Below are 22,369 nucleotides of genomic sequence, written 5' to 3' on the forward strand. Positions count from 1 at the left end.
AGCAGGGGGGCGGGACGTCCGTCGGACCTCGTTGATCGGCCCGACGGACGAATCGTCTCGAAGAGAGAGAGGGATGCGTGGGCGCTTACTTCGTCTCGTCGGCCGAGATGGTCTCGCCGCCGTTCCGGGTCATCAACTTGTTGAGTACGAGCTTGTTGATGTTGCTGTTGACGGTACGGATGCTGCCGTCGCAGTTGACGAAGTTGACCAGGCCGGGATGCTTGCTCGACCAGTAGGTGTAATAGTTGACCCCGCCCGAAACGATCGGCTTGTTGATGGTCCGGTCGATGTTCGTGCGAACGCAGCAGCTCGTCGCCTGGGACCAGACGCCGGAGGGGGCGATGGTCTCGCCGAAGAGGCAGGTGTTGGTCGTCCCGTCGGTGATGTCGGCCATCCCGACCGACGAGTTCTGATAGGTCAACCCGTTGTCGAAGTTGAGGCAGAACGGATTCGTGGGGTCTTGAGTCGGGCAGTTGCCCGAGGAATCGGGCAGGATCATCCCGGCCGCCATGTTGCCGCGATAATCCGACGGCCCGAGCTTCTGGATCGAGCCGGTCTGCGTGGTCGCTTCGGGACGACGGTTCGAGGGACAGACGAACCCCGTCATCGTTCGCCGCACGGCCGTCGTGTTGATCGGCGTGTTGGGGGCGAACGAAAAGTTGATCTCATTGTACAGGTTGCCCTGCTCGATCTTGGTGAACAGGCCGACGATGCCGGCCCACTGGTAAGGCTGGTACGGCGTGCCGACCGTCGCGCAGCCCGTGACGTCGCCGGAGACGAGCGTGTTGTTGGCGTCGTAGACCGGAACCACGCAGTACCAGCCCGCGGGGAAGGCGTTGAACGAGTCGTGATACTCTTGCGCCGCCAGGCCCAATTGCTTGAGGTTGTTCTGGCACTGCGCACGGTTGCCCGCCTCACGCGCCGACTGCACCGCGGGAAGCAGCAACGCGACCAAAACGCCAATGATGGCGATCACGACGAGCAGCTCGATCAGCGTGAAGCCCGATTTGCAAGGTCGATCCAGGCGAGTGCGGCGCATCGCGATTACCTCGGCGAGAGGGGGGGTCGATCCGTTTCCGGAGAGCTGTGCAGCCTGACAAGAGTCCTATAGCTTTAACCTACACAATCCTGGACCGCCACGCCACCAAAGTCCGCGAAATTGCTCCGAAGCATTCATGGCGACGTGCGACGGCCCTGGCGCGCGGGATCATTCCAGCTCGACCGACCAGTAGGCGGCGTCGAGAAACGCCTTCCAGCTTCGGTATTTCCGGTGCGACAGTTTGAGCCGAAGCGCTGGGCTGGTCTTGGGTTCCACGGGCTCGCGGATCAGGCGAATTCCGGCCTGGACCGGGGTTCGCCCCCCCTTGCGGACGTTGCACCGGAGGCAGGCGCAGACGATGTTCTCCCACGTGGCCCGCCCCCCTTGAATCCGCGGGACGACGTGGTCGAGGCTCAGCTCGCTGGTGGTGAACCGCCGGCCGCAGTATTGGCAACGGTTGCCGTCGCGGGCGAAGATGTTGCGACGGTTGAACTTGACCCTCTGGCGCGGGAGGCGGTCATAGGTCATGAGCCGGATGATCCGGGGGACCTGGATCTCGAAATGCACGGTGCGGACGAATTCGTCGTCCGGCTCTTTGAACCGCAACCGGGCTTCGGACACCTCGCGCCACGAGGCGAAATCGAACGACGAGTACTGGCCGTCGTCGATCGTGACGACCTCGGCCAGATCTTTGAACAGCAGGCAGAACGCTCGGCGGGCCGAGATCACGTGCACTGCCATGAAGAACTTGTTGAGGACGAGAACGCTTCCATCAAGGGCGTGACCGGCGCCGAGGCTCATAGGCGAAACTCTCCCTGTTTGACGGTGGCGGACGAGACGCAGCGTGCCTTGTATTCAAACAAGGCCGTCGAACCCTGGCCGCTTCGAAATGCGGCGGTCGAGTCGAGTCTGGTCGGTCGGATCGCCGGCCGCGGGAGAGATCGCCCGGGCTTTTCAACCCGGGCGCGGCGCTCGTCTGGTCGTCAGTCGAGCGCGTCCCGGACCGCGTTTCCCACCTCGGCGGTCGTGTTCTTGCCTCCCAGGTCGGGGGTTTTCGGAGTTGGCCGCGCGAGAACCGAGGCGACCGCGCGGCGAATCCGCTCGGCCGACTTCCCCGCGCCTACGTGGTCAAGCATCATGGCGGTTGAAAGGATGGCGGCCAGCGGGTTCGCGATCCCCTGGCCGGCGATGTCGGGCGCCGAGCCGTGGACCGGTTCGAACATGCTGGGCGCGGTCTTGTCGGGGTTGAGATTGCCGGACGAGGCCAGGCCCATGCCTCCCTGAAGCACCGCGCCCAGGTCGGTGATGATGTCGCCGAACATGTTGGTGGTGACGATCACGTCGAACCGTTCCGGATTCGTGACCATCCGCATGCAACAGGCATCGACGTGCTGATAGTCGCACTTGACGTCCGGGTAGTCACGCGAAGTTTCGGTGAACGCGCGCATCCAGAGGTCGTGGGCGAACGTCAGCACGTTCGTCTTGGCCACGAGGGTGAGCTGGCGGACGAATCCCTTGCGCTTGTCGTCGTCGGAAAGGCCGTGGAACGGCCCGCGCGAGGCCCGCGCCCGCGCCGCCTCGAACGCGTACCGGATGCAGCGTTCGACTCCCGCCCGGGTGTTGATCGAGGTCTGGATCGCGACCTCCTCGGGCGTCCCCTTGTAGGTGAAGCCCCCCGCGCCGACGTAGAGGTCTTCGTTGTTTTCGCGGACCACGACCATGTCGATGTCGTCGGGCCCCTTGCCGCGGATCGGAGTCGGCGCGCCGGGATACAGGCGGATCGGGCGGAGATTGACGTACTGGTGGAAGTCGAACCGCAGCTTGAGCAAAATCCCCTTCTCGAGCACCCCCGGGGCGACGCCTGGGTGGCCGACGGCGCCCAGCAGGATCACGTCGCAGCGACGGAGCCGGTCCAGGTCGTCCTGCGGCAGCACGTCGCCGGTCGCCAGGTAGCGTTCGCCGCCGAGGTTGAAATGCTCAAGCGTGTATTCGATCCCGTCCTGACGAGCCACCTTCTCCAGGATCGCCAGGCTCGCCTCAATCACTTCCGGCCCGACGCCGTCGCCGGGTATGACGCCGATTTTCAACAACGACCCCTCCGCCTCTGATTCGGAATACCTCAGGATGTTCGACGACCGCGATCCCTGCGTTTCCGACCCGTTGGTCGGTCGCATCAGCCGCGGGCGCCTTGAATCGCATGTCTCAAGAAGAGACACTAGAATCATAGCGGACGTTCAGGAGTCCCACAAGCTTCGCCGCCGGCCCCGCCGGATGCGAAACTCCCGAACGTCGAGTCGAGCGCGACACAAACCGCCGCGAGCCGGGTAATTGATTGACAAAGGCGGTTCGCGCGATCAAGTTACAGACAGTCGAGGTTCGCCGCGGGCTTCCTTCATCTCCGCCGCCGCGCTAAACCGATACGATTTACAGTCCGCAGGTATTTGAATAGGGCTTCCGTCGACCCTGTTTGAGGGGTTGGTGGAGGGCACGGAGACGGCTGCATGGCCACCCCGGCTGACACCGGCGAGACGCCGAAAGACGCCCGAGGACTCTCGGCGCTCGACGAGACGAACCTCGAAAAATCGATCGTCCGCCGCGGCCTGGCGACGCCAGGCGAGGTCGAGGCGTGCAAGGCGCATCGGGCCAAGCTCGCGACCCAGGACAAAGACAGCGCGCGGAGCCAGAACCTGCTTGAGATCATGGTCAACGCCAAGGTGTTGACCCGCAGCCAGGTCATGCGGTTGCTCCAGGAGCGCGGCGAGGGTGCCCGCAAGCTGGAGATCCCCGGCTACACGATCATCGACAAGCTGGGCAAGGGGTCGATGGGGGTCGTCTTCAAGGCCAAGCAGATCAGCGTCAACCGGATCGTCGCGATCAAGGTCTTGCTCGACTCGCTGGCGCAGAACAAGGAGTTCATCCGCCGGTTCGAGCGCGAGGCGCAGATCGCGGCCAAGCTGTCGCACAACAACATCGTCAACGCGATCGACGCGGGCGAGGCCGGCGGGCGGTTCTTCTTCGTCATGGAGTACGTCGAGGGGCCGACGATCAAGGACTACATCGACAAGAACAAGATCTTCGAGGAAAAAGAGGCCGTCCGGATCGCCATGGCCGTCGCCGAGGCTCTCAAGCACGCCAACCAGCGCGGCCTCATCCACCGTGACATCAAGCCCGAGAACGTGATCCTGACCAAGGACGGCGGCGTCAAGCTCGCCGACCTCGGCCTAGCCCGGCTCACGGGCGACGAGAAGTGGGGGCTCGCCGAGGCCGGCATGGCCATCGGCACCCCCTACTACATCAGCCCCGAGCAGGTCCGCGGCCAGACCGACATCGACATCCGGGCCGACATCTACAGCCTCGGCGCGACGCTTTATCACATGATGACCGGCCAGGTCCCCTACGGCGGCGACACGCCGTCGGAAGTGATGCGCAAGCACGTCGACCCGCGCGTCGAGCTGGTCCCCCCCGACCACGTCAACACCCGGATCTCCAGCGGCATGGGCATGGTGATCGAAACCATGCTCGCCAAGAACCGGGAGAACCGCTACTCGAACCCCGACGACCTGATTCTCGACTTCAAGTGCCTGCTTCAGGGGGACAGCCCGATGATCGCCGGCCAGAACCCCGACAGCCTCGAAGCGCTCGCCCAGGGCGACGTCGACGAGTTCGGACCCACCGCGGTCAGCGAGGACCAGATGGTCGAGGTCGCCGGCTACGTCAACAGCCGCAATCAGATTATCGCCGCCATGGCCGTGATCCTGGCCCTGTCGATCGTCACGAACGTCATCATGCTCGTCGTCCGATAGGCCGAACGAACCACCGAGCCATGCGAAGCGAGCGGAGCGGCCACGACGCCGAGCGGAAGCCCGGCGTTCGACGGCGGCCGTCGCGATTGCGGTCCCAGCTCAGTTCTTGCTGAAGTCGAACTGGTGAAGCGTTTCCTTGCCGAGCGGGTCGCGCACGAACTTGTGGTGGCAGGTCGAGCAGAGATCGAACCGGAAGCCTTTGGTCTGGGTCTTGGCGACGTCCTCCGACGACAGGCTCTCGTCGCGCTGAAGGAGCTGGGAGACGGCTTCCATCGGATCGTCGTCGAGGTCGTCTTCCTTGATCTCGTTGGGATCGAAACCCGGGTAGGCTTCCATCTTGACCACGTATCGACCATCCCCGGACGTGGTCATGTCCTTGCCGCAGAGATCGCACGTGAAGTGGACCATCAGCGTTTCATCCTCAAAATGACGTGCCGGTCACCGTTCCGGCCAGAACCACTTAGCTGGATTCTAACCGGCGGGCTCGGGTCCGTCCAAGCCCTCTCCTGGCTATTCCACAAATCCGCGACCAGGCCGATCCTGTCAAGCCGAGTATCGTCACGACCAGGGCCGACGACGACGCGGCGAGCCCCCAACGCACCTCCATGGGATCATACGTAAGCTCGATGATGTGCGATTTCGACTGCAGCGGAATTTGCATGAACGCATCGCGATATCGTTCGACCTTCACGGGCGAGCCGTCGACTTTCGCCGTCCATCCGGGGTCCCAGGCTTCGCGCGCGACGAGGGGGCCGACGGCGCCGGCCGGAACCTCGATGCGGATCGTTCCCGCACCGGGGCGAATCGACGAAAGCGGCGGCCCGTCGGGGCTTGCGTCGGCCCAATCGCGGGCGTCGAGCCAGCCGATCCAGGCGTCGCCGACCCGCTCAACGCGTTCAAATAGGCCGGGATTCGGAGGCGGCGAGGCCGCGACCACGGCGACCACGGCGCTCTCCTTGAGCCGGGGCAGGGCTTGCTCGACGGTCCTCCAGCTCACCGTGCGCCGGCTGCTCCGCGCCTCGTCGGTCGGCTCGTAGAGCGCGTCGAGCCAGTCGAGGCTGCGCGTCAACTCGACCGAGTCGTAATTCCTCGGGTCGGCGAGCCCGTACCGCATCAGGACGTTGGGCGGCAGTTCCTCCTCGACTCCCAGCGCGCGGTCGCCGGGGCGCATCCGCTCGCGGAGCCGCGCGATCACCGGCGGGATTCGGTCCTGCGTCGCGCGGTCGACGGTCGGGTTCAAGCCGATCCCAAAATCGAACAGTTCGACGACGGTCAGCACGATCAGGCTCACCGGAAGCGCGCGCCCGAGCCGAGCGGAGCGACGGGCCCCCACGGCCAGGCCGGCGAAGGCCAGGAACTCGACGGCCGCGAGGCCCAACCGCCGAGGCACGAAATCGAGGGCCGCGCGGACCTGCCGTTCGGCCCGACTCGCGGCCTTCATAGAGTCGAGCGCCGCTCCTGGAGCGTTCTGGTAATGCCGCTCCGCCCGAGCGCGGAGCATCGGCTCGGCCATCGGCGCCAGGACAGCGCCGACTCCGAGCACGCCTGCCGCCGCCAGCCACGCCCAGAGCCAGCCCCGGGGCAGGAAGTCGCCCCGGGCCAGGCGATCAATCCCGAAGCCTCCCAGCATCGTCAGGGCGAACGCGACCCAGAGCGTCAGCCGGCGGTTGTCGGTGACGTTCAACACCGGCAACGCGCGGAGGATGTTGTCGACGGGTGGAAGTCGAAACGCCCCCATCGTGCCTACCGCGAGCATCGCCGCGAGGAACGTCGCCTCCCTCGAACTGCGCCGAGCGCGGAGACCCAGCGGCACGAGCCAGACCAGGGTCGCGAGGCCCGCGTAACCGCCGGCCGACTCGTTGAGGTTGTTGAGCCCGAGCCCGCGCGCGAGATTCGGATGCCCGCGCCGTTGACTGCCGTAAAGGTAGGGGAGTCCCGTGCAGGCCGATTCGAGGAGTCTCGGCTTCGACAAGACCCACCACGGCGGATGCTCGCGCCGGCGTTCGCTCCAGACCGGACTCTTCGAGAGGTAAACGCCCAGCGGCACGATCTGGACGGCGGCGATCCCCAGCCCGAGCACGATCCCGAACGACCAGGCGAGCCCGAATCGCCATCGGCCGACAGCCGGCCGCGGAAGCTCGACCAGCCGCCAGGCGGCCAGTCCTCCGGCCGCCAGCAACACATGGGCGCTGGTCTGGATATGGCCGGCCGCCACGACGGAGCCGACGCACAGGGCGAGCAGAGCGGACGACCGCACGCTCGGCCGCTGGATCGCCCGGTCCGTCGCCAGCAAGATCCAGGGGAGCCAGATGGCGGCCGGGGTGACCGGGTAGAGCAGCCAGACGACCAGGAACCCGCAGAACGGATAGATCAGGCCGGCGAACCATCGCCCTGCCGCCGCGATTCCCCAGGATCGGGCCAGGAGGAACGCTCCGAGGCCCGCGAACCAGAGCCGGGCGGCCGCGACCCAGGCAAGAGCGTCGGGCCAGGGGCCGAGGTAGATCAGGAGCTGGAACGGGTCGAACACCGCGCTCTGGCCGTTGGCCAGGTGCGGGGTCCCGCAGCCGGCGTAGGGGTTCCAGAGCGGTAACCGGCCCTGGCGGATCTCGGCCCGGTTGAACGCGAGCCAGGGCTGAAACTGAAGGACGGGGTCCATCAGCAGGCGGTTGAACGGCTGGTAGTCGTCGTCGCCCGGCTCTCGGAAGCTCGCCTCGACCAGCAGGACGTCCGCCGGGCTCAGTACGCGAACCGTCAGGAGCGCGTCGTGGAAGAAAATCGTCACGCAGACGGCCAGAACGACGCCGAAGCCGATCATCTCCGTGCGTCGCTGCATGGTTGGCTCGCTCCCTGTCCCTAGGTGCGTCTTGCGTCCCGGTTCATCGAGGTGGCAGCATACGGCCACCCCGGCGTATTGGGCAACCCGAAGCGTTTCCACCCCGGCGCGCGGGCTTTCGGGGTGGAATGGGGCAGGTCGACCTTGAAACTCGCCGCGAAACAGGGATAATCAGATTTTCCCCGCGAGTGATTTGCGGCATTCCGTTTTCTGGGGCCCCCGAATTCCGTCCTGAGGGAACTCAGCCACACCGGCCCGCCGGGGGCGCTGCCAGATCCCGAGCCGCAAAACGTTGTGCCGCAAGCGGAACCGCAACTGCCGGTTCGCCGAGGGAAAGCCGAAGAATCACGCGACCAAGAACGAGACGGCGAAGACGACGGGTTCTCGAACGGGGAGAACCGGATCGCCGGATCGGCAGGAGAAGGTTACGATGGGCCGCCAGTGTGAAGTCAGTGGAAAGAAGACCACGTTCGGCAATCGCAAGACCGAACGCGGCAAGGCGAAATACCTCGGCGGCGTCGGCAAGAAGACGACCGGCATCAGCCGCCGCATGTTCAAGCCGAACTTGCAGTGGATTCACGTCTGGATGCCCAACGGCACGACCCGCTACGTCCGCGTGGCGACCTCGGTCATCCGCAGCGGCCAGTTGACGCTTGAGGTCGACGGCAAGATCCAGACCTTCCCCCTGATCAAGGCCTCCAAGGGGAGCGCCGAGGCTCGCAAGACCCTCAAGCACCTCTACCCTATCTGATCGACCGACCCAACGAGTCGACTCGACCGAAACCGACCACCGAACGGAGCCGTGCAACAGCGATGCACCGGCTCCGTTTCTTTGCGCGCTGGTCGTCAATCGATATCGTAATGCATATCTCGGCAATGCCGTAGGGTCGTCGCGGCTCAACGTTCGACCGCAATCGGGCCGTCCTGAATCGGACCGCGCAGCGTCGGATTCACCCCAGGGTGGTCGCCCTGGGGTTCCTCACGATCGCGGTCGAATTGACTGAAGGGCAGTCGACGTCGAACCTGGCCCCTGTCGTGATGAAGGGGCGGTTTCGAGACGTCGCGGCGGTCCCGAGGCGGGAGCCGGGCGGAAAGGAATCCGCGAGTCGATCAGAAGGGCATGCGGCCGGGCGCGCCGCTTTTCATGTGCTCGGCGAGGCACTCCGCGTGTACGCGGTGCGTGGGAACCGACTGCTTGCACATCGGGCAAATGGTCAGGTTGATCGGGGTCAGGGCGTCGTGACTTCGGCGCTTCCCCTTGGCGGACACGGATTTACGTCTCTTCGGTACGGCCACGTCTACATCTCCCGGCATCAATGCGGAATACGCTGTCACTGACGAAAGGACCATTATCCGTAGTTTCCGACAAATTGCAACTCGATCGTAGCCGCAAGTAACTGCAAGGCGACGATCGAGTTGCAACCGTCGGGGCTTATTCGTCCTCGCCTTGCTCGCTGCGACGGAGGTTGGCGAGGACGCCGAGGTCTTCGAGCGTCGAGGTGTCGCCGGTGCTCTCGACGCCGGCGGCGATGTCGCGGAGCAGTCGCCGCATAATCTTGCCGCTGCGCGTCTTGGGCAGCGAGTCGGTGAAGTGGATCTCGTCGGGGCGGGCGAGGGCTCCGATTTCCTTGGTCACATGGGCGCGCAGCTCTTGCCGTAGCTTCTCGCTGGGGGCCTGGCCGGTTTCGAGGGTCACGAAGGCGGCGATCCCCTGGCCCTTGACCTCGTCAGGCTTGCCGACCACGGCGGCCTCGGCGACGACCGGGTGGCTCACCAGGGCGCTTTCGATCTCCATCGTCGAGAGCCGGTGGCCGGCGACGTTGAGCACGTCGTCGACGCGGCCCATAATCCAGTAGTTGCCGTGCTCGTCGCGACGGGCGCCGTCGCCGGTGAAATAGCAGCCCGGGATGTCGCTCCAGTACTGGGCCTTGTAGCGGTCGTCGTCGCCGTAGATCGTCCGGAGCATCGCCGGCCAGGGCTTCTTGATCACCAGGAAGCCCCCCTTGTTGTCGCCGACGGGCTTACCGTCCTTGGTGACGATCTCCGGGACGATGCCCGGCAGGGGGCGGGTCGCCGAGCCGGGGATCGTCGGCGTCGCCCCCGGGATCGGGGCGATCATGATCGCCCCGGTCTCGGTCTGCCACCAGGTGTCGACGATCGGGCAGCGGCCGCCGCCGATGACCGAGTGATACCACATCCAGGCTTCGGGATTGATCGGCTCGCCGACGGTTCCCAGCAAGCGGAGGCTGGAGAGGTCGTGCTTGCGCGGGTGCTGGTCGCCCCACTTCATGAAGGTCCGGATGGCCGTGGGGGCGGTGTAGAGGATCGTGACGCGATAGTCTTCGATGATCTTCCAGAACCGGGCCTCATCGGGCCAGTTGGGGGCCCCTTCGAACATCACGCAGGTCGCGCCCTGCGCGAGCGGGCCGTAGACCAGATACGAGTGGCCGGTGACCCAACCGACGTCGGCCGTGCACCAGTAGGTGTCGTCCGGCTTGAGGTCGAACACCCATTTCGAGCTGAGGCTGGTCTGAAGCAGATACCCGGCCGTGGTGTGGAGAATGCCCTTGGGTTTGCCGGTCGAGCCCGAGGTGTAGAGGATGAACAGCGGGTGTTCGCTGTCGACCGGCTCGGGGGGGCAGTCGGCGGAGACTTCCGCCTCCAGCTCGTGCCACCAGCGGTCGCGGCCCTCGTTCCATTCGATGTCGTGCCCGGTCCGCTTGTAGACGACCACGGTGGTGAGCGTCGGGCACTCGTCGGCCGCGCCGTCGGCGTGGACCTTGAGCGGGACGATCTTGCCGCGACGGTAGCCGCCGTCGGCGGTCACCAGAACCTTCGCCTTGCAGTCCTGAATCCGGCCGGCGAGCGACTCGGCGCTGAAGCCGCCGAAAACCACCGTGTGTGGGGCGCCGATCCGGGCGCAAGCCAGCGCCGCAATGACCAGTTCGGGGATCATCGGCATGTACAGCGCGACGACGTCCCCCTTCTTGACGCCCAGTCCCTTGAGCACGTTGGCGAACTTGCCGACCTCGCGCTGGAGATCCTGGTAGCGAAGCACCCGGCGCTCGCCCGGCTCGCCTTCCCAGATCAGCGCGGCCTTGTTCTTGTCGGGGCCGTTGCAGTGGCGGTCGACGCAGTTGTACGAGGCGTTGAGCTGGCCGCCGACGAACCACTTGGCGAACGGCGGCTGCCAGTCGAGGACCTGATCCCAGGGCTTGAACCAGTCGAGCGACTTCGACTGCTCGGCCCAGAATCCTTCGTTGTCGTCGTTGGCCCAGTTCCAGAGCTTCTGATACTCGTCGAGGCTCTTGATCCCGGCGGCCTCGGCGAACGCGGCGGGGGGCGGAAAGACGCGGGTTTCTTGAAGGACGCTGGTGATCGACCCGCCGCTGTGGGCCGAGGGATTCTCAGAGGCCATGCTCGCACGCTCCACGATCGCGAAAAAGAGGTCCGACATGCTCACACGGCAGCGCAGCCGCAAGCAGTAGAAGGAATTCGGGCCTGGGGTGATCGGATCTTAAGTCTCTTCAGACGGTGAGTCAATCGGACGCCGCCTCGGCGGTCGCCGCGAGCAAGAGGCCGAGTTCGAGCCTCTGGAGTCGACGGGCCAACCCCGCCTGCGCGGTCCCAGTCTTCGCCGTCGCGCAGAGGTCGATCATCGCGGATGGGTTCCAGGCGCCCGTGCCCGTCAGCCGGGCGGTCAGGCGGTCGTCTCCGTATTCGAGCAGCAACGGCGCGGCGGCCTCGGCGAGGGCTGGAAACAGCGGATGCTTGCCGACGCGCCGGAACCAGTACGAGGCGTTGCCGGGATCGGGCTCGCGACGATGCGCGACGGCGTGCCAGTAGGCCGAGAACCGGCGCTCGCCCAGGTCGTCGGCTTCCTGGGCCGCCTCGTGGCTGGGCTCCCAGAAGTCGTGAATCTGCAACAGGCCCGCCGACAGCGCCAGGATCGCGACCCGCGGTGCGTTGGGGAACAGGCGACCCAGCTCCGGCGCCGACAAGGCCTCGTCCAGTCGCGGGCGGCCGGGGGGCTGTTGCACTAGCGAAGGGCCCTCGGACGAGTCGTCGCCGAGGGCCGCGAAGGCCAACGCGGCGATCAGGTCGAGCGGCTGGCCGGCCGCGACCTTCACCGTCGGCTCGCCCCCTTCCAGGCGGCGAACGACGTCGTCGACCGACTGGCCGGTCGCTTTCACGATCGGCCGGCCGTCGACGATCTCGATGCGGTCTTGAAGCGGATTCATGTCGCGCCTCCGGGGCCGTCAACCCACGCTCAGAAGAAGTATCTCGTCAGGAGTCGAAACACATCCTGGTAGGTTGCGAACACCATCAGGCAGAGGACGAGCAAGAGGCCGACGTACGTCCCCGCGATCAGCGCCGAGTCGGGCAGGGGGCGGCCGCGAACCTTCTCGGCCAGCAGGAAGACCATCTGGCCGCCGTCGAGCGGGGGGATCGGCAGGAAGTTGAGCACGGCGAGGTTGATGCTGATGAAGCCCAGGAACGAGAGGAACGCCCCCAGCCCGCTGTCGGCCGCCGAATACGCGACCTGAGCGATCAGGATCGGGCCGCCGAGGTTCTTGGGGCTCACCCGACCCGAAAAGAGGCTCCGGATCATCGCGTACATCGCCGACACGTTGTCGATCGTCTCGTTCAGCCCCTCTTTCAGCGCGGCCAGGGGGGCGAGCGGCGGCATCGTGCGGGTGGCCGGCCAGAGTTCGAGCCCCCGATCCGAATCAAACCAATCGGGCACGATCTCGGGCTTGATCGACACAGGCTTTTCCGCCTTGTTGATCGTCAACCCCACGTCCTGGAGCGGAAACGATTGGACGAGGCTGAAGGCGAACGGCCAGGCGGCCGTATTGTCGTCGAACCGGTACGTCTGCTCACGCGAGGAAAGCCACACGTCCTGCCCGCCAGACTTCAGGTCGTGAGACCGCCCCTTGGTCTTGGGCACGGTGATGGCGTTGATCACGTCGCCCGGCTTGAGGCCCGCCTTCGCGGCCGGAGAATCGGGACGGACCGCTTCGATCGTGGTCCGGATCGGAAAGCAAAGTCCCAGGCTGGAAACCTCGAAGTCCTCGGTCTGGACGATCTCGCCGTAGTTAAAGGTCGGCGGCGCGGCGGCGGGCGTGACCGTGAGCGTCACCGTTTTGGGGGTCGCCTCGCCCGACTCGGTTCTCTGGACCTCGAACGTCATCGGCGAACCAGCGTGGTCGAAGCATTCGGTCGCCAGCCTCATTGGGTCGAAGTCGTCGCGGCCGTCGACCTTGACGATCCGGTCGCCGACGCGGAACCCGGCGGCCTGCGCGGGCGAGTCCTTCTGGATCGACCGAATCGGCTCGACGCCCAGTCGAAAGCCGAAATCGACGATGTGGTTCGGAGGCAAGACCACGCTGACTCGTTCGGGGGTCGACGCCCCTTCCTTGGGCTTGGCCGGCTGATGTTCGATCGTGATCTCCATCGGCTTCTCGCGATTCCGGGCCGAAAGGATGCGGAAGGCCTCGTAATCGCTCAACGCGACGGAGGGCTCGCCGACCGGGCCGGCGGCGACGATCGTCTCCAGCATGGGATCGGCCGATTTGGCCGCCCACGGAAACGTCGGCGGATCGACCGTTCCGGCGGGGGGCTGATAGCCGACGACATGCAGCGACAGACCCGGCATGACGCCGATCATCGGCCGATCGCTGGCCCCCTCACGCCTCGGCTGAATCGCGAAGTCGAGGGTTTTCTCCACCTCCGGACGCTGGACGTGAAAGACGATCACCTGCCCCTGCGAGCTGAGGTTGACGACGCGATTGAGGTCCTGAAATCCGATATCGGCGCTGCTGCCGTCGATTCCGACGATGTTGTCGCCCGGGCGCAGGCCCACCTCGTAAGCCGGAGAGCCGGCGATGACCTCGCCGACCCGCGCCAGCAGCTTCTCACGCTCCTGACCGAAGGCGTAGGCGAAGCAGCCGAGGCCGAGGATCAGGTTCATGATCACGCCGGCCGAGATGATCGCCATCCGCGCGCCGACCGACTTGTTCGAGAACGAGCGCGGGTCGGTGGATTTGCCTCCCCCTTCCTCCTCGGTCCCCTCGCCGAGCATCTTCACGAAGCCGCCCAGCGGGATGGCGGCCAGGACGTACTCGGTCTCGCCGCGTTGGAACCCGAAGATCGTCTTGCCGAAGCCGATGGAGAACTTCTCAACCTTGACGCCGTTCCATTTCGCCAAGAGAAAGTGACCCAGCTCGTGGATGAAGACCACGAAACCAAGCCCCAACGCGACCTTCAGGATGTTCCAGATCGAACTCAGGGTATCCAACGTTGCACCTCCAGGCGGGCCCAGGCGTCAATTTTCCACAACTGATCGAGCGTGGGCCGGGGATCGAATTCGTGATGATCGAGAACCGACCGGCAGGCGCGGGGGATGTCGAGAAAGCCGATCTCGCCGCCGAGGAACCGCCCCACGGCGACCTCGTTGGCGGCGTTCAATGCGGCCCCCGCCGTCCCCCCGCGCTTCATGACCTCGTAGGCCAGGTCAAGCGCCGGGAAGGTCTCGCGGTCGGGGGGCTCGAAGTGCAGGGCCGACGGCTTGGTCAGGTCGAGCAGCGGCCCGGGGCAAGGGGAACGGTCGGGGTAGGTGAGCGCGTACTGGATCGGCAGCCGCATGTCGGGGGGCGAAAGCTGGGCGATGACGCTGCCGTCCACGAACTCGACCATCGAGTGGATCATGCTCTCGGGATGGATCACGACCTCGATCTGGTCGGGCTCCAGGTCGAACAGCCAGCGGGCCTCGATCACCTCGAGCGCCTTGTTCATGAGCGTCGCCGAGTCAATCGTGATCTTCGGCCCCATCCGCCAGGTCGGGTGATTGAGAGCCTCTTCGGGCGTGACCTTCAACAGCTCGCGCCGGGTCTTGCCGCGGAACGGGCCGCCCGACGAGGTCAGGATCACGCGGCGGACTTCGCGACGGTTCCCGGACTGGAGCGCCTGGAAGATGGCCGAATGCTCGCTGTCGACCGGCAGCAGCCGCGCGTTGCGGCGGCGGGCCAGGTCCATGATCAGCGGTCCGGCGACGACGAGCGTTTCCTTGTTCGCGAGGGCGACGGTCTTGCCGGCTTCGAGGGCCGCCCAGGTGCCGTTCAGACCGGCGGCACCGACGATGGCGTTGAGCACGCGATCGGTCGCCGGGTCCTGCACCATGCGGATGACGCCCTCGACGCCGGTCAGCACCTCGACGTCCGTCCCGCGAAGAGCCGCGCGAACCTCGTCGGCCGGCTGATGGTCCGTGACGGTGACGAACCGGGGTGAGATCGCGCGCGCCTGGTCGGCCAGCCGCCGCCAGTTCGAGTGGGCGCTCAGGCCATGGGCGCGGAGCCGCCCCGAGCCGTCGGACTCGATCACGTTCAGCGTGCTCAGCCCGATCGACCCCGTCGAGCCCAGAACCACGACGCGCGTGGTGGAATCCCCTCGCTCCATCTCCGCTCCCATGTTCCCGAAGGACCGGCGAAGTCCCCGCCGGAGTCCGATCCCGCGCCCCAAGTCGTGCCGCATTGAGTCGTTCGGCGCAGCCTCGCGGCCTGCTCGCGACGTTCACTAGCACTATAGGAAACCCTCCTCCCGGCGACAAGGCGGGCAGGGCGCGGGATCGACTCCTCGGGGCGCGTCCGTGCAATCGAGATGGGTAGAGGATGGTCGTCGCTACAACGCGAAATTTCGATCAGAACCGATAGGTCGCCGCCGCACCCGAGTCGGTCGGCATCCGGTCGGTCGGCACCACCACCACGTCCCCCCCTTGTCGCAGCACAAGCTCCGCGAGGTCGTCGAGCAGGTCGTCGCCCGTCGGGTGCGAGGGGTCGTCGAAGGTGACGGCGCCCGTGGCGTGATCGAGCGTGCCGGGGATCAGCTTGCCGCCGTCCACCAGGAGCGCGCCGACCCGGCCCGCAACCGCGGCACGGGCGATGTCGGCGACATCGCCCGATCCAAGATGCTTGGAGCGAGCTGCCTGGAACTTCTCCACCAGATCGGCCAGCCGCTGGAGGTAATACGGCTGGACCACCTTCCAGACCTCTTCGCGGAGGCGGTCGGCCGTGAGCGATGCGGGGTCGAGCCTCACGCCTTCAGCCAGTAACGATGGATTGTGGCTGACCCGTCGAAAGATGTCGTGATTCTCGGTCGCCGACACCAGGATGAGAGGCAGGGGGGCCGACAGGGAGTGGTGCTCGAGGATTCCCCGATCGACGGCCCTGAAGAATCGCTCGGCATTGCCCTCGGCGACGTCTTTTTCCGAGCCGTGACCACTGCGCGCGACCGCGTCGCCCTTGGCCGACCCGCCGTAAACGTCGGTCGACCGCTCCGGCTTGTTCGGCGCGCCTTCTCCCAGGGCCTCGGCGTTCGTCCGAGGTATTTCGGCAGCCATGTCGACGGCGTCGAGCGCGTCGCGATTCCCCTCGTAGAGCTTCACATCGTCACGGCGCAGGCAAAGGACCTGATAGCGGTCCGCCGACTGGACGAATCGCACGAGGGGTTTGATGTGCAGGCTGTCGGCGACGACGGCCAGTTCGGGCACGCTCCGCTGAAGTCGGAAGGCCTGGAAGGCCCCGGTCGATCCGAAGACCGCCAGCCCGTCATGGGTGTAACTCCAGAAGTCGCGATCGTCCGTCAGGGCCCGGAACGGCTCAAGGAGCGACTGCGCCTCGCACTTGGGATATTTCTGGCGCAGCGACTCCTCCAGCTCGGTCACCTGGTTGCGGTACCGAATGGGGTCCTGATGCCGATCCGGGAAGGTTCGATGCGTCGGCTGGTAGAGGGAAAGGCAGGGAGGAGCCAGCGGTTCCAGCAGTTCGCGCAAGCGATAAATGGACATGCTTCTCATGGCCGATTCTCCTTGGCTGTTCGTTTTTCGACGCACGATCCGGGACGTCGGAGGAAGGATTCCTCTCATGTCGTCGAGCACGTCGCGCGCCGAACCACTTACTCTATCGCCGGCCGGAGAGGTGCATCTACCAACCAGAATCGGTCGCGACGCGATCGACGTGGGGTCAATCGACGGTCCAGCGCCGCGACGGAGTGACCTCGAACTTCCCCCGAGGCGGCGAGAAGCGGACGCCAGTCTGCCAAAGCAGGTCGGGCTGGTGCTTGGCGAGGAGGTATTTCATCACTACCTCGTCGGACGGCGGCATGCCGGGATCTTGGAAGACCACGCAAAGACGGCAGACGGGGCGCTTCGTGGCGACTTCCCAGACCTCGATCAGCGCGTGCGGCCGACGCGGGATGCGGTAGTAATTCTCGCCGTTGCGAACGGTCACGCAGTCGAACTGGCAGAATTCGTGGAATTCCTTGGGCTCGACGACGTCGCGGATCAGCTCGGCGGCGACCAGCTCGGGCACCCCTTGCTGGTAGTCGGCGGCGTCGATCCGGATCGGTTCGTTCGACGTCGGCTGCGGCTTGCTCTTGCCCTCGATGACGCGGAAGACCTCGTTCTCGACGAGCCTGGCGTACCCCGACCGCAGCGCCTGGCTGGCGATGACGAGCTGGGTGAACGACGACGCCACGCGGACGACCTCGTGGGCGAAGGCGCTCGCCTCGCGCTGGAGCTTGTCCATCCAGTAACGGAGCATCTTGGCGCGGTCGGCTTCGGAGTAGCGGAACAGGCGAGGGCCGACGTCGGGAATGGTCAGCTCGACCTCGCCGCGCTTCTCATCGATCGTTCGGAGCACGCTGTCGTACGAGGCGTCGCCGCGAACGAACTGCGCGGCGGCGTCGGCGTGGTTGGTCGTCCGGACGCGGACGACGCGGTGGGTGGGACGGGCGAGAAAGACGACTTCGCGGGCCAGGGCGTCGGCGGCGCAACGGACGTCCTCGACCTCGATCTCCCAGCGCAAATATCCGGTGCGAATCATTGCGATCGGTCCCCGATCGTGCGGCCCGCTCCAAGTCAATCCCCGGGCGGGCGCGACGACTCCGGCCGAGGACCCGAGGGTGCCTCAGCCCCCTTGAACGGCGGGGACGATGAGAATTTCCGGCGCCGCCGCGTCAAATTCCTTGATCACCCGCGTCTGGCCCGGGCCGTCGAGCCGGAAGGCCAGCCGACCGGGCGTGACGTGCTCGGTGAACAGGGCCGCGGCCGTCTCCACCGTGTCGGGCCGTTGCTTGTCCCACTCGGCGAGCGTCAGATCGCCGTGACCCGTCTTCAGCAGGCGTAATTTGGCCATGGCTTGGTATCCCTCGCAGGCCCGTTCGACCTTCTCCGTCCCAACCCCAACTGACTGAACCAAATTCCGACCGCCGATGCAACCCGAACCGACATCGGCCCCGAGTGCGTAAGAGATCGGCCGGAAAAGTCTCGGAAGCAAGAGGACGGTTCAACGCCGATCGACGCGCCGTCCCTGCTTCCGAAGCACCGTTCAGTCTGATTGTAGTACGCAAACGGCGGACGGGAAAGCGTCAGCCCTGCGTCGTTGCGGCGGCGGTGGCGGCGGCGACCACGGGCTTGACCATCGAGCCGGACTTGAGGCGGGGCCTCTTCTTGCCGAACGTGCCCCGGAACACCTTGCCGCGCTTGCTTCGCCTATCGCCTTTGCCCATCGTCGGAATCCCTCGCGGCTCGCCGTCGTATCCCCGGAACGTCCTCGGATCGGCGGGTCGAGCGTTTTGGTTTTTTGTGTTTGCTGTCTCTACCGAGTGCGATACAATTTCATCTGACGTTTGTCGTGAGACCGTCAGATTTCGATTTTTCGACGGGAAGGAGACAAATCCCATGCCCCGTCGCTGGGTCGGCCCGATGATAGCGGCTTGTCTGACGGTCGCCCATGCCGGTTGCGGCCGAGCCACTCCGCCGGCGGTTACGCCGCCCAGGAGCGACGCGAGTCCACCGCGAGCGGACGGGCCGACGTCGACGCCGCATCCCCCCCCGATCGTCCAGACTGAAGCCCGCCCCATCTTCAAAGTCGAGCCCTCGTCCTTTACGATAGCGGCCGACGACCCTGGCGTGCAACTGCTGGCGATCGGAACCGATGCGGGAGAGGCCGGTCGCGACCTCACGTCCCGGGTGATCTGGCGGGTCGAACCCTCGGGAATCGCCACGATCGACTCGTCAGGTTATGTGCTTCCACTATCGGCCGGAGCGGCCGCGATCGTCGCGTCCGACGGCGGCGGCGAGGTTCGAGCCAATGTCATCGTCGCGCCTCGAGACGGCCGTTCGTGGGATTTCGCGACCGACGTCGCGCCGCTCCTCTCCAAGCACGGGTGCAACACCGGGGCGTGCCACGGCAAGGCGGAGGGCCAGAACGGCTTCCACCTATCGCTGTTCGGCTATGACACCGAAGCCGACCTCGCGGCCATGGCCCGCGACGGCGGCCAGAGGCGGATCTCGCCGTTTGACCCCCGCGAAAGCCTGCTGCTGACCAAATCCACCGGCCGGACGCCGCACGCGGGAGGTCCGCGGATCGCCCTGGATTCGCCCGACTACCAGACCCTTTTCCAGTGGATCAAGGCCGGCGCGCCGGCTCGGACCGGCAAGGAGCGCGGGGGACTGGCGCGGATCACGATCGAGCCGTCGGGCGCGACGCTGGCGGGGCCGGGCGTCCAACAGCTTCGCGTGCTCGCCGAGTTCGCCGACGGCCGCCGCCGCGACGTCACCCGACAGGCCGTCTACAAGTCGCTCGACGAATCGAGCGTCACCGTGGACCCGCGCGGCAAGACCGAGCTTCTGCGACGCACCGAGGCCGACGTGACGGTTCGATACGGCCCTCAGGTCGCGAGCGTCCGGCTTTCGACTCCGGTCAACCCGGGGCTCGTCTTCGATTTCCGGGCGCTGCCCCGGGCGAACCTGATCGACGACGAGCTTTTCAAGCGGCTGGAGAGCCTGAAGGTCCCCCCCAGCCCCCCGGCGACCGACGCCGCGTTCCTCCGCCGCGCGTCGCTCGACCTGACCGGCGCCCAGCCCTCGCCGGCGGAGGTCCGCCGGTACATCGGCGACAAAGACCCGGACAAGCGCGTCAAGCTCGTCGATTCGCTGCTGGCGCGTCCCGAGTTCATCGCGTTCTGGCGGATCAAGTTCGGCGACCTGCTTCAGATCAGTGTGGCGCGGCAGGGCAACGGCGCGTACCGCTATCAGGAATGGGTCGACGAGTGCCTGGCGAAGAACACGCCCTGGGACGAGATGGTCCGGACGATGCTCACCGCCGTCGGCGATCCCACCGCGATCGGGACCGGCGGCCCGGTGAATTACGCGATGGACGCCCTCGAACCGATCATCGCCGCCGAGCAGTCGGCCCAGCGATTCCTCGGCCTCCGGATGCGATGCGCCCAGTGTCACGACCATCCGTTCGACGTCTGGACCCAGGACGACTATTTCGGCTTTGCGGCTTTCTTCGCCAAGGTCCAGCGCGGCGGCATGGGCATGCCCGGCGCCATGATGGGCAAGCCGACCATCGTCATCAATCCCAAGGGCCAGGTCGTCCACCTTCGCACCCAGAAACCCGCCACGGCCCGGCTGCTCGATGGCAAACTCGTGACGATCGCCGAGAAAGACGACCCTCGCGCCGAACTCGCCCGCTGGATGACGGCCGCCGACAACCCGTATTTCGCGAAGGCGGCGGTCAACTGGGTCTGGGCCCAGTTTTTCGGCAAGGGTCTGGTTGATCCCGCCGACGACATGAGCCGCGCCAATCCGGCCGTCCATCCCGAACTACTCGACGCGCTGGCGAAGCGGTTCGCGACCAAGAAGTTCGACCTCCGCGACCTGATCCGAACGGTCGCGACCTCGCAAACTTACGGGCTGTCGTCGGCGACCGTCGCGGGCAACGAGCGCGACACGCGGCTGTTCTCGCACCAGACGCCCCGGCCGCTGACCGCGCACCAGATGGCCGACGCGCTGGCCCAGGCGACCGACGTGCCCAACCGCTTTCCGGGGGCCGACCCGTTCCGCCGAGCGATCCGCGTGGCCGATCCGTCGGTGCAAAGCATGATCCTCGACACCTTCGGCCGGTGCCCGAGGACGTCCGCCTGCGCCTCGGTCCAGACACCTCCGCTCAGCCTCAAGCAGTCGCTCCTGCTGATCGGCGGCGACGTCGTCGAGAGCAAGGTGGCCAGCCTCAACGGCTATCTCGCCAGCGTCCTGAAGCTCGAACTCGAGCCCGAGGAGCTGGTCGAAAACCTGTACTTCCGGACCGTCTGTCGGCCGCCGACGGCGGAAGAGTCGTCGCGATGGACGGCCGAGCTGAAGCAGGCGACGTCGCTTCAGGAGGCGGCCGAAGACCTGTTCTGGGCGTTGCTCAACTCGCGTGAGTTCGCGTTCAATCACTGACACCCCATTCCCATTGATGCGTCCGGGAGGTTTTCCCATGTCGCGCACGTCTCCTCCGATCGTCTGCGCCGGTCCCTCCCGGAGATCGATCCTGAGGGCCGGAGTTCTCGGCTTCCTCGGCCTGGGAATGGACGACCTGTTACGGCTTCGCAGCCTGGGGGCGTCGCCGTCGCTGCCGCCGACCAAGGCCAGGAACTGCATCTTGATCTGGCTGGCCGGCGGCGCGTCGCACATCGACACGTTCGACCCCAAGCCGGACGCTCCGGCCGACGTCCGCGGCGAATTCAAGCCGATCGCGACCTCGGTCCCCGGCCTCCAGCTCAGCGAGGTCTTGCCGAATCTCGCGAAGATCATGGACCGCGCGACCCTGATCCGGAGCATGACCTCGCCCGAGGCCGACCACGATCGGGCCTCGCACCACCTGCTCACCGGCTACCGGCCGATGCCCGCGCAGGTGTTCCCCAGTTACGGCAGCGTGGTCTCGAAATGGCGTGAAGCCCATCGTGGGATGCTCCCGCCGTACGTGGCGATCCCCGATCCTCCGGCCTTCTCGTCGAGCGGCTACCTGACGCCGGCCTACGACCCGTTCGCGGTCTCTGGCGATCCCAACCAGGAGGGTTTCCGGGTCAGCAACCTGTCTCCCCCCGACCGCTTGACTCTCGAACGGCTGCTGCGGCGGCGGGCGATGGTCAAGAGCCTCGACGAGTTCGCCCGCGACGTTCCGCCGACCCCGTTGACCAACAGCCGCGACCAGTTCGCCGACCAGGCGTATTCCTTGATGACTTCGAGCGCCGCGCAGGCCGCGTTCCGGATCGCCGACGAGTCGCCGGCCGTCCGCGAGAAGTACGGCCGCAACCCGTTCGGCCAATCGTGCCTGCTCGCCCGGAGGCTGATCGAGGCCGGGGTCTCGTTCGTCACGGTCAATGACCGGGGCGCGGGGCCGCTGGGCTGGGACACTCATGCTCAGAACTTTCCGACGATCAAGAACACACTCGCGCCGCCGCTCGATCTGGGGCTTTCCGCGCTCATCTCCGACCTGGCCGACCGCCGGCTGCTCGACGAGACCTTGGTCGTCATGATGGGTGAGTTCGGCCGGACGCCCAAGATCAACCCGAACGCTGGCCGCGACCACCACGGCCGCGCTAACAGCGTGCTCCTGGCCGGGGCGGGGCTCCCCGGCGGCCTCGTCCTGGGGAAGACCGACGAGCGCGGCGACAACCCCGCCGAACGGCCGATCACCCCGGCGGACCTGGCCTCGGTCCTTTATCAGAAGCTCGGCATCAACCCCGAGCACACCTACGACTCGCCCGACGGCCGCCCGCTTCGCCTCGTCGACCGCGCCCAGCCCCCCAAGGAACTCCTCTGAGAATGAGAACGATCGCCCCTCTCTCTCGGCGAGACGGGAG

Annotated in this window: 18 protein-coding genes; 4 read left to right on the forward strand and 14 right to left on the reverse strand. The window is 66.3% G+C overall.

The annotated features are described in order from the left end of the window. Positions 1-85: 85 nt before the first annotated feature. The 3 genes from BSF38_RS24090 to BSF38_RS24100 all read right to left on the reverse strand — a co-directional run bounded on the left by BSF38_RS24090 (position 86) and on the right by BSF38_RS24100 (position 3,129). Positions 86-1,039, reverse strand: coding sequence for a DUF1559 family PulG-like putative transporter (locus tag BSF38_RS24090; RefSeq protein WP_076349642.1), 954 nt, complete (start codon positions 1,037-1,039; stop codon positions 86-88). Between the two features lie 168 nt (positions 1,040-1,207). After that, complete coding sequence (locus BSF38_RS24095; protein ID WP_076349643.1) at positions 1,208-1,840, reverse strand: HNH endonuclease; 633 nt, start codon at positions 1,838-1,840, stop codon at positions 1,208-1,210. A gap of 182 nt (positions 1,841-2,022) precedes the next feature. Next, the gene (locus BSF38_RS24100) at positions 2,023-3,129 is read right to left on the reverse strand and encodes a 3-isopropylmalate dehydrogenase (protein WP_076351392.1); all 1,107 of its coding nucleotides are present in this window, start codon (positions 3,127-3,129) and stop codon (positions 2,023-2,025) included. 411 nt (positions 3,130-3,540) lie between these two features. Between BSF38_RS24100 and BSF38_RS24105 the strand changes: the two genes are divergently transcribed. Then, on the forward strand, positions 3,541-4,842 hold the full coding sequence (locus tag BSF38_RS24105; RefSeq protein ID WP_076349644.1) for a serine/threonine-protein kinase: 1,302 nt from the start codon (positions 3,541-3,543) through the stop codon (positions 4,840-4,842). A gap of 99 nt (positions 4,843-4,941) precedes the next feature. On the opposite strand, the gene BSF38_RS24110 is transcribed toward BSF38_RS24105, so the two are convergent. Together BSF38_RS24110 and BSF38_RS24115 are read right to left on the reverse strand one after the other, a co-directional pair. After that, positions 4,942-5,250, reverse strand: coding sequence for a hypothetical protein (locus BSF38_RS24110; protein WP_076349645.1), 309 nt, complete (start codon positions 5,248-5,250; stop codon positions 4,942-4,944). A 52-nt stretch (positions 5,251-5,302) separates the two neighbouring features. Further along, positions 5,303-7,675: a glycosyltransferase family protein gene (locus BSF38_RS24115; protein ID WP_076349646.1), complete on the reverse strand. Its 2,373-nt coding sequence runs from the start codon at positions 7,673-7,675 to the stop codon at positions 5,303-5,305. Between the two features lie 430 nt (positions 7,676-8,105). On the opposite strand from BSF38_RS24115, the gene rpmB reads away from it, so the two are divergent. Next, positions 8,106-8,426 carry a 50S ribosomal protein L28 gene (gene rpmB / locus BSF38_RS24120; RefSeq protein WP_076351394.1) on the forward strand — a complete coding sequence of 107 codons (321 nt, stop codon included), beginning with the start codon at positions 8,106-8,108 and terminating at the stop codon, positions 8,424-8,426. 359 nt (positions 8,427-8,785) lie between these two features. On the opposite strand, the gene rpmF is transcribed toward rpmB, so the two are convergent. From rpmF to BSF38_RS30950, 9 genes are all read right to left on the reverse strand, one after another. Then, positions 8,786-9,025, reverse strand: coding sequence for a 50S ribosomal protein L32 (rpmF, locus tag BSF38_RS32735; RefSeq protein WP_420819233.1), 240 nt, complete (start codon positions 9,023-9,025; stop codon positions 8,786-8,788). Positions 9,026-9,107: 82 nt separating this feature from the next. Further along, entirely contained in the window at positions 9,108-11,093 is a 1,986-nt protein-coding gene (gene acs, locus BSF38_RS24130; RefSeq protein WP_076351398.1) for an acetate--CoA ligase, read from the reverse strand. A gap of 121 nt (positions 11,094-11,214) precedes the next feature. Further along, a complete protein-coding gene (locus BSF38_RS24135; protein WP_076349647.1) occupies positions 11,215-11,916 on the reverse strand; it encodes a hypothetical protein in 702 nt (233 codons plus the stop codon). Positions 11,917-11,945: 29 nt separating this feature from the next. Beyond that, positions 11,946-13,976: a M50 family metallopeptidase gene (locus BSF38_RS24140; RefSeq protein ID WP_076349648.1), complete on the reverse strand. Its 2,031-nt coding sequence runs from the start codon at positions 13,974-13,976 to the stop codon at positions 11,946-11,948. Beyond that, entirely contained in the window at positions 13,964-15,133 is a 1,170-nt protein-coding gene (locus BSF38_RS24145; protein WP_076351400.1) for a 1-deoxy-D-xylulose-5-phosphate reductoisomerase, read from the reverse strand. The genes BSF38_RS24140 and BSF38_RS24145 overlap by 13 nt, the downstream gene beginning before the upstream one ends. 241 nt (positions 15,134-15,374) lie before the next feature. Continuing rightward, positions 15,375-16,529, reverse strand: a complete 1,155-nt coding sequence (locus BSF38_RS24150) for a baeRF3 domain-containing protein (RefSeq protein ID WP_076349649.1) — start codon at positions 16,527-16,529, stop codon at positions 15,375-15,377. Positions 16,530-16,695: 166 nt separating this feature from the next. Beyond that, positions 16,696-17,556 (reverse strand): hypothetical protein, encoded by an 861-nt coding sequence (locus tag BSF38_RS24155; RefSeq protein WP_076349650.1) that lies wholly within the window; start codon positions 17,554-17,556, stop codon positions 16,696-16,698. Positions 17,557-17,640: 84 nt separating this feature from the next. Continuing rightward, positions 17,641-17,868, reverse strand: coding sequence for a hypothetical protein (locus tag BSF38_RS24160; protein WP_076349651.1), 228 nt, complete (start codon positions 17,866-17,868; stop codon positions 17,641-17,643). Between the two features lie 232 nt (positions 17,869-18,100). After that, entirely contained in the window at positions 18,101-18,241 is a 141-nt protein-coding gene (locus tag BSF38_RS30950) for a 30S ribosomal protein THX (RefSeq protein WP_076349652.1), read from the reverse strand. Positions 18,242-18,413: 172 nt separating this feature from the next. Here BSF38_RS30950 and BSF38_RS24170 point away from each other — a divergent pair, with 172 nt between their 5' ends. After that, complete coding sequence (locus BSF38_RS24170) at positions 18,414-20,963, forward strand: DUF1549 and DUF1553 domain-containing protein (RefSeq protein WP_083713385.1); 2,550 nt, start codon at positions 18,414-18,416, stop codon at positions 20,961-20,963. Positions 20,964-21,000: 37 nt separating this feature from the next. Then, on the forward strand, positions 21,001-22,329 hold the full coding sequence (locus BSF38_RS24175) for a DUF1501 domain-containing protein (protein WP_076349654.1): 1,329 nt from the start codon (positions 21,001-21,003) through the stop codon (positions 22,327-22,329). Positions 22,330-22,369 lie beyond the last annotated feature (40 nt).

This window comes from Paludisphaera borealis, from assembly GCF_001956985.1.
Lineage (GTDB): Bacteria > Planctomycetota > Planctomycetia > Isosphaerales > Isosphaeraceae > Paludisphaera > Paludisphaera borealis.